Annotated in this window: 7 protein-coding genes, 1 rRNA gene, 1 other RNA gene and 1 pseudogene; all 10 read right to left on the bottom strand. The window is 58.4% G+C overall.

Translation table 11 applies throughout. The annotated features are described in order from the left end of the window. Nucleotides 1-144, bottom strand: a 16S ribosomal RNA gene (locus BN871_RS28705); the annotation flags it as partial. A 231-nt stretch (nt 145-375) separates the two neighbouring features. Next, entirely contained in the window at nt 376-639 is a 264-nt protein-coding gene (locus tag BN871_RS25525) for a pro-sigmaK processing inhibitor BofA family protein (protein WP_021882322.1), read from the bottom strand. Further along, nucleotides 636-974: a DUF2508 family protein gene (locus BN871_RS25520; protein WP_021882321.1), complete on the bottom strand. Its 339-nt coding sequence runs from the start codon at nt 972-974 to the stop codon at nt 636-638. The genes BN871_RS25525 and BN871_RS25520 overlap by 4 nt, the downstream gene beginning before the upstream one ends. A 149-nt stretch (nt 975-1123) precedes the next feature. Then, nucleotides 1124-1720 (bottom strand): recombination mediator RecR, encoded by a 597-nt coding sequence (gene recR, locus BN871_RS25515; RefSeq protein WP_048749929.1) that lies wholly within the window; start codon nt 1718-1720, stop codon nt 1124-1126. A gap of 108 nt (nt 1721-1828) precedes the next feature. Continuing rightward, nucleotides 1829-2140, bottom strand: a complete 312-nt coding sequence (locus tag BN871_RS25510) for a YbaB/EbfC family nucleoid-associated protein (protein ID WP_048749931.1) — start codon at nt 2138-2140, stop codon at nt 1829-1831. A gap of 34 nt (nt 2141-2174) precedes the next feature. Further along, on the bottom strand, nt 2175-3947 hold the full coding sequence (gene dnaX / locus BN871_RS25505; RefSeq protein WP_048749928.1) for a DNA polymerase III subunit gamma/tau: 1773 nt from the start codon (nt 3945-3947) through the stop codon (nt 2175-2177). Nucleotides 3948-4161: 214 nt separating this feature from the next. Beyond that, an RNA gene (gene ffs / locus BN871_RS27245) (signal recognition particle sRNA large type) lies at nt 4162-4427 on the bottom strand. An 83-nt stretch (nt 4428-4510) separates the two neighbouring features. After that, nucleotides 4511-4915: a hypothetical protein gene (locus BN871_RS25495; protein ID WP_021882052.1), complete on the bottom strand. Its 405-nt coding sequence runs from the start codon at nt 4913-4915 to the stop codon at nt 4511-4513. A gap of 72 nt (nt 4916-4987) precedes the next feature. Continuing rightward, nucleotides 4988-5185 carry a 50S ribosomal protein L31 gene (gene rpmE / locus BN871_RS25490; protein WP_021882051.1) on the bottom strand — a complete coding sequence of 66 codons (198 nt, stop codon included), beginning with the start codon at nt 5183-5185 and terminating at the stop codon, nt 4988-4990. Between the two features lie 146 nt (nt 5186-5331). After that, nucleotides 5332-6590: pseudogene (locus tag BN871_RS25485) on the bottom strand (radical SAM protein). Nucleotides 6591-6718 lie beyond the last annotated feature (128 nt).

The raw sequence follows: 6718 nt of genomic DNA, 5'->3' as shown, positions 1-6718 counted from the left end.
AGTCCCAGTCTTGAGGGCAGGTTGCCTACGTGTTACTCACCCGTCCGCCGCTAACCTTGTCCCGAAGGACAAGATCCGCTCGACTTGCATGTATTAGGCACGCCGCCAGCGTTCGTCCTGAGCCAGGATCAAACTCTCCATAAAGGTGTTTGACTTGCTCATTTATAACGTTGACTTGCTTCACTCGTTGTTCAGTTTTCAAAGAACAAATTCACTTGTGTTTCGCTTGTTTCCGTCGTGCCTCTCAGCGGCGACTTAGATAATATATCACGGCCACCTAGGCATTTGCAAGTCCTTTTTTTAAAGTTTTTTCGATTTCTTTTTCGAATCCTTTTTCACGAAAAAAGCCCCTGCTCCCGCAGGGGTACAGACCAGTTAGAACAAGACAGCTTGGAGGCCGGCCAATGCCGCGATTCCCGGCAAGCCGAGCAGCACGGCCGTGCCGATGGTAGCCGGATTGAGAGGAATATGGACACCCGGAACTATTCCCGTCTGGTTGAGCAGATACAGCGCTGCAGCCGCAGCCGTCAGATGAATGGAGAAACGCGACAGCCACGACCACGATATGCGGTTTCTTACAATTGTTGCGAGCAGAAGCAATCCGGATATTACGAGAATGGAGAGCCAAATCCATTTCATCCCGGCACCCCCTTTTTCCATGCCGGAGCGTTGGCGTTGATGCGCTTCGCTTGCCGAAGCAGCATTTCATATCTTTTTTGTGCGGCTTCTATTGCATATACCGCATAGTCGATCTGATCGGAACCTTCAGCCTGCTCGAAATGATAGTGCGCATTCACCCAATCCCGATGGGCCTCCGCAATTTCAAGCAGCAGCTGCTGCTCTCCGACCGTGACGGCTTCCTCGTCCTTATCGCGGGCCATCTCGCTGCCCGCCGCCAGCTCCATTTCCGCCTGCAGCACCGGGCTTGCCGCCAATGCCTCCCCGCTGCCTACTGCGCGCAACCATACCGCCATGCCCCAAAACCCCTTCCGCTTGTCCATTTATAGCCCGTCAAGCTTCCTGTAATCATTCTATAAACGGGATTAGGGGTTTAGAACGCGGAGAGCGGCAACTTTCCCTTAAAAAGAGCGAAAAAGCCGCCCGGCATGGGCGGCCTTGATCCTTACAGCTCTCTGCGCCCTTCAAGGGCTTTGGACAATGTCACTTCATCGGCGTATTCCAGATCGCCGCCGACAGGCAAGCCATGCGCGATCCGCGTCACCCGGATGCCGAAAGGCCGTACGAGCCGCGAAATGTACATGGCGGTCGCTTCGCCTTCAATATTAGGGTTGGTGGCAAGGATAAGCTCCTGCACCCGCTCGTCCTCCAGGCGGCGAAGCAGCTCCGCAATCCGGATCTCCTCCGGACCGATTCCCTCGATCGGAGAGATGGCTCCCTGGAGCACATGATACTGGCCGTTGAATTCCTTGGTCCGCTCCATCGCAACCAGATCTCTGGATTCCTGGACCACACAGATGGAGGAATGGTCCCTGGACTTGTCCTGGCAGATCCGGCAAGGGTCGGTGTCGGTGATATTGCAGCAGACGGAACAAAAATGAAGGTTCCTCTTGACGCTGACGAGAGCTTTTGCAAAGTCGATGACATCGTCTTCCTTCATCTTAAGGACATGAAAAGCCAGCCTGGCAGCCGTCTTCGGCCCGATGCCGGGAAGGCGGGTGAAGGAATCGATCAGTTTGGCTATGGGTTCCGGATAATACAAGGAATCAGCTCCATCCATAAAATAAGGACGGCCCTGCCGGAATGCGAAGGGCCGTCCAAGGCTGCTGCACGAGCAGCCGTCTATGCGGTCCCGAAGGACCCGCAGGCTTTAGAACAAGCCGGGAATTTTCATGCCGCCGGTGAATTTGCCCATGTCCTTGTTCGCCAGCTCGTCAGCCTTGGTAATGGCATCATTGACGGCTGTGAGCACAAGATCCTGAAGCATTTCCACGTCGTCGGGGTCGACCGCTTCCGGCTTGATGGCGATGCTGATCAGCTTTTTATGTCCGTTCACGACAGCCGTGACGACACCGCCGCCAGCGGAGCCTTCAACGTTCTTCGTTTCGAGCTCCTCTTGAGCCTTGAGCATCTGCTCCTGCATCTTCTTGACCTGCTTCATCATTTGGTTCATGTTGTTCATCGTCATCACCTCATTATTGGAATTAAGATCAATGTCAATCCTTCTTCAGCTCGACCAGGTCTTCCCCGAACAGACGGACCGCTTCTTCCACCCATTCCGGCCGCGCCGGAGCTTGCGGCGGATCGTCGTGGCTGAGCTCCAGCGGCGCCGAAGCACGTTCCGAGACAGCGCCGGAGCTTGCTTGCTGCCAGTCCTTTTGCATGACGGTGGATAGGGACAAGGCCCGGCCGAAGGCTTCCTGGAGCACTTTTTCGATGAGCTCGCGATTCGCCTGCTTTTCGGTCGTTTCCCGATGAATCGTGTTTTTGAACGCGACGAGCACAGAGTCGCCGGTGGAAGCTACCGGCTCGCCGTCCACGAGCCACGCGTGGACCGTAACCCTTGCATCTTTGACCCGGGCCAGCACTTCGCTCCATTTTGCCCGGAGCTGAGCGGTCTCGGAGTTGGAAAGAGCCGCCAAATAGGGATCGAGCTTGACGTTCCGTACGGAGCCGCTGCCGGAACGAGGGCCGAACCCGCCTCCGCGGCTCGCACCCCCTCGAACGGCGCTGCCCGAAGCGGATGCCTCGGGAGCCGCTGCCGGAGCGCTGCCGGAGCGCTGCAGCTGCTCGATCTTGCGCTCCAAATCGTCGATCCGCTGCAGCAGCCGTCCTGTTTCCGGAGAAGCTTGAGGCGCCGCTGCGCCGGCGGTGGCCGAAGCTCCCGAGGATTGGCTGCCGCCTTCGGGCATCGTGGCGATTTTGAGAAGCGCCACCTCGAAGAGAGTCTGCGGATGAGCGGCATGCCTCATTTCATTGTGGTAACGGTTGAGCTCGTCGATCATCCGGAAGATCCGGTCAGCCGAGAACCCTTCGGCCATGGCTTGGAACCGGGCGGGATCCGAGACGCGCCCCATCGCCTCGGCGCTGCCCGGAGCGAGCTTGAGCACGAGCAGATCCCGGAAGTAATACATGAGGTTCTCCAGGCATTTGTCCGGGCTTTTGCCCGCTTGCATGAGACCTTCCACGAGAGGAAGAATCGCTCCCGCATCCCTGTCCCGGACGGCGTCCGCAATGCCCGCGAACTGCTGCGCGGCAAGGCCGCCGGTGACGTCGACCGCGCCTTCGAGCGTGATCGTCTCGGAGCCGAACGCCGCCGCCTGCTCCAGCAGGCTGATCGCATCGCGCATGCCGCCGTCGGACAGCCTGGCGATATAGTCGATCGCTTCCGGTTCGGCGCGGATGCCTTCTTCCTTGCAGATCTCGGTCAGCCTCTCCACCTGCTCCTCCAGCGACACCTGCCTGAAGTCGAAGCGCTGGCAGCGGGAGATGATGGTGGGCGGAAGCTTGTGCGGCTCGGTCGTCGCCAAAATGAAGATCACGTGGCTCGGAGGCTCTTCCAGCGTCTTGAGCAATGCATTGAACGCTTCCGTAGTCAGCATATGGACTTCGTCGATGATATAAACCTTGTATCGCACTTCCGAAGGAGCGTATCTTACATTGTCCCTGATCTCGCGGATTTCATCAATGCCGCGGTTGGAAGCGGCGTCAATCTCCACGACATCCATCACGGTGCCGGCGGTGATTCCCCGGCAGGCGGCGCATTCGTTGCACGGCTCGGGAGCGGGTCCGAGCTCGCAGTTGACGGCTTTGGCGAAAATCTTGGCAGCGGAAGTCTTGCCCGTGCCCCGCGGCCCGTTGAACAAGTAAGCATGCGCAATGCGCTGCTCGCGGATGGCGTTCTGCAGCGTCTGCCTGATATGCTGTTGTCCTACCATGTCCCGGAACGTCTGAGGACGCCAAGCACGGTATAAGGCGATATGGGTCAAGATGCAGGCTTCCTTTCCGGCCGGCCTCGGCCGTTATTTCGTCTCTCCATTATACAATACCGCTTCCTGCCCGGCAAAAGGAATCCGCCCGATGACATCCGGGGGCGGCCGTGCGGGAATGCGAAAAGCTTTTCTATTGAGAATATAAAAAAAAACGCCCGGAAGACCTCCTCACGAAGAGTCGGACTCCAGACGTTGCTCTGCTTAGTTAGGACCGTGCACCTGCCCTCGATCCATGCGGTCCAGCAGGCATTCCTGATTCCAGCTCGGGTCAGGCACTCCTCCGGCACATGAACGCGCCTGCTTACGGCTGCTTCCTTCCGGACCTGACCGGGTTCACAAGTGTCCATTGCGGAGGACCCATCCTTCAACGCTGTTCCTAGGCGCCATACACTGCAACGCATAACCTACGGCAGGAATTCAACCTCGCTATAGCGGATTGCGAGTTACAGGGCACCGCTACCTCCCCATCTAGCACGGCAGATTTTCAGTATAGCCCATTTGCACGGCTTGTGCAACCGGCCTTCGTCTCCCCGCTTCAGGGAAAGAAAGGCGCTGTCGCCTTAAGAAGCCAGGCGGGCAATGATTTTATAGCGGGGCATGTTGAAGGCGAGCTGCGACTCCACGCGGCTGCGCACCTGCTCCCGCTGAGCGGCGCTGAGACCCGCCTTCGGCGTTACATAAACCCGGAGCGTCGGACCGTCGAAAGCTAGCCGGGCCTTCTTCACCCCTTCAACCTGCTTGACCTTCAGCTCCGCGAAGTCGGCATCCTGCTGATAGTTCTGCGAATGGGGAGTAAGAGGCAGGCGGGGATTCGTATTCGTCAAGCCGAGATGCCCGTCCTGTCCGTAGCTCTTCACCCGGTTATGCTCCGGGCTGCCGCCGCAGCCCGTCAGCAGAGCGGCGCCGAGCAGAAAAACGCAGGCGGATCGCAGAGGCTTATTGGCATGAAAGCGAATTGTTGTCAATTAAAAAACCTCCCTTCAGTCCATAGGATGGCTGAGGGAGGTTCTTCTATGCCGCCAATTTCTGGCAGTCGATTAGATACCGTATTTCTTTTTGAAACGGTCTACGCGGCCGCCGGCATCCAGGAATTTCTGTTTGCCTGTGAAGAACGGGTGGCAAGCGGAGCAGATCTCCACGCGCAGGTTCGGTTTAACGGAACCCGTCTCGAACGTGTTGCCGCAAGCGCAAGTAGCCGTAGTCACGTGGTATTTCGGATGAATAGCCTCTTTCATCGTCTTTCACCTCTTTCTGCCCTGAGCTTCAAGCGAGCCCAGAGTTATGCATACCTGAATAGTATATCACGGACAAGTGCCTTAGGCAACAGGATTGCTGCGGTCCGCCGGCGCAGGACGTCCATCAACCTTGATCAGCACGGCTTTCAGCGTTGCCTCGCCAGCCGGGACGGCGGCACATGCGTGTACGAGCCGATGACGACGCCTGGCAGCTCCTCGCGGAAAATCTCCAGCATCTGCTTCATGCCGTAGATCTCCCCGCGCGCCTTCGGAATGAGGTTCAGGTACGCTTCCGGATCGATGTTGAGGTTGCGCATCTGAATCAGCTTGAGATCGGTCCGGCGGACGAACTCGATCATCGCCTCCATCTCCTCCTCGCGGTCGGTGACGCCCGGGAAGATGAGATAGTTGATGGAGGTGTAGACGCCTTGGTCGGCGGCGTAACGCAAGGACTTCTCCACATTTTTGAGCGTATAGCCCCGAGGCTTGTAATACGCGTTGTAATGGTCGTCCAGCGCGCTGATCGTGCTCACCCTCATCAGATCGAGGCCGGCATCGACGATCGCCCGCATGAAGTCCGTGAGCCCGGCGTTCGTGTTGATGTTGATGTAGCCCATCGACGTCTGCTCCCGGACTCTCTTCATCGCCTCCACGATAATTCTGGCCTGGGTGGACGGCTCGCCCTCGCAGCCCTGGCCGAAGCTGATGATCGCATCGGGAGTCTTGAGCTGCTCCAGCATGATCTCCACGACTTCGTCGACGGTCGGCTTGAAGTTCATGCGGGTCTGCGGAGCCGGGAACGCGCTGTCCTCGGGCTGCTCGGAAATGCATCCGAAGCAGCCTGCATTGCAGGAATAGGAAACCGGGACGGCTCCTTCCCAGCGCTGCAGAAACGTATTGGAAGCCGTGAGGCATTCGTAGCCGAGAGCGCAGTTGGACAGATGCTTGTACAGCCTGTTGTCCGGGTACTTCGCCAGCAGCTCCTCCACCTTCACGTTCAGCTCCTTGGCATCGCAGTTGAGCGGATTCCAGCGCTCGGAATCGTCGCTGCGCTCGGCCGCGACATGGAAGCCGCCGTCCTTCCAGACGACGGAGGTGTAGCCGAACAGCGGCAGGACGGCGTTTTTGTCCGCCTTGACGTAGCCGGGCAGATTAAGCCGCGTATATCCTTGGGGAAGCAGCGCGCCTACAGCCTGGTAGGATCCGGGCAGCACTTCCATCTCCCGGTGCGGGAGTTGATGCCGACCGGGCGGGTGCCCGGCAGACCGACGAGAGTCGCTCCCTCCGGAAGGGGGATAAGCTCCTCGTCCATGATTTCCACGACGACGTCGCCGCTGCGGCCAAGCCCGATCCAGTCGGGATGGTCATATAAATTGCCTTGTTCATCGGCATATACAAGATTCATGATGTCCTCCTAAAATCTGTAGCGCCCGGCGGGGCTTATTCCGCCGGGGACTCATCCGCAGGAGCGGACTTGGATCGCGACGTGCGGCGGGTCGTTCCGGCGGCCGGCTTGTCGTGAATTTCCAGTCC

The organism is Paenibacillus sp. P22, from assembly GCF_000469945.2.
GTDB lineage: Bacteria > Bacillota > Bacilli > Paenibacillales > Paenibacillaceae > Paenibacillus_O > Paenibacillus_O humicus.
This window is presented reverse-complemented; position numbering and strand designations above follow the sequence as displayed.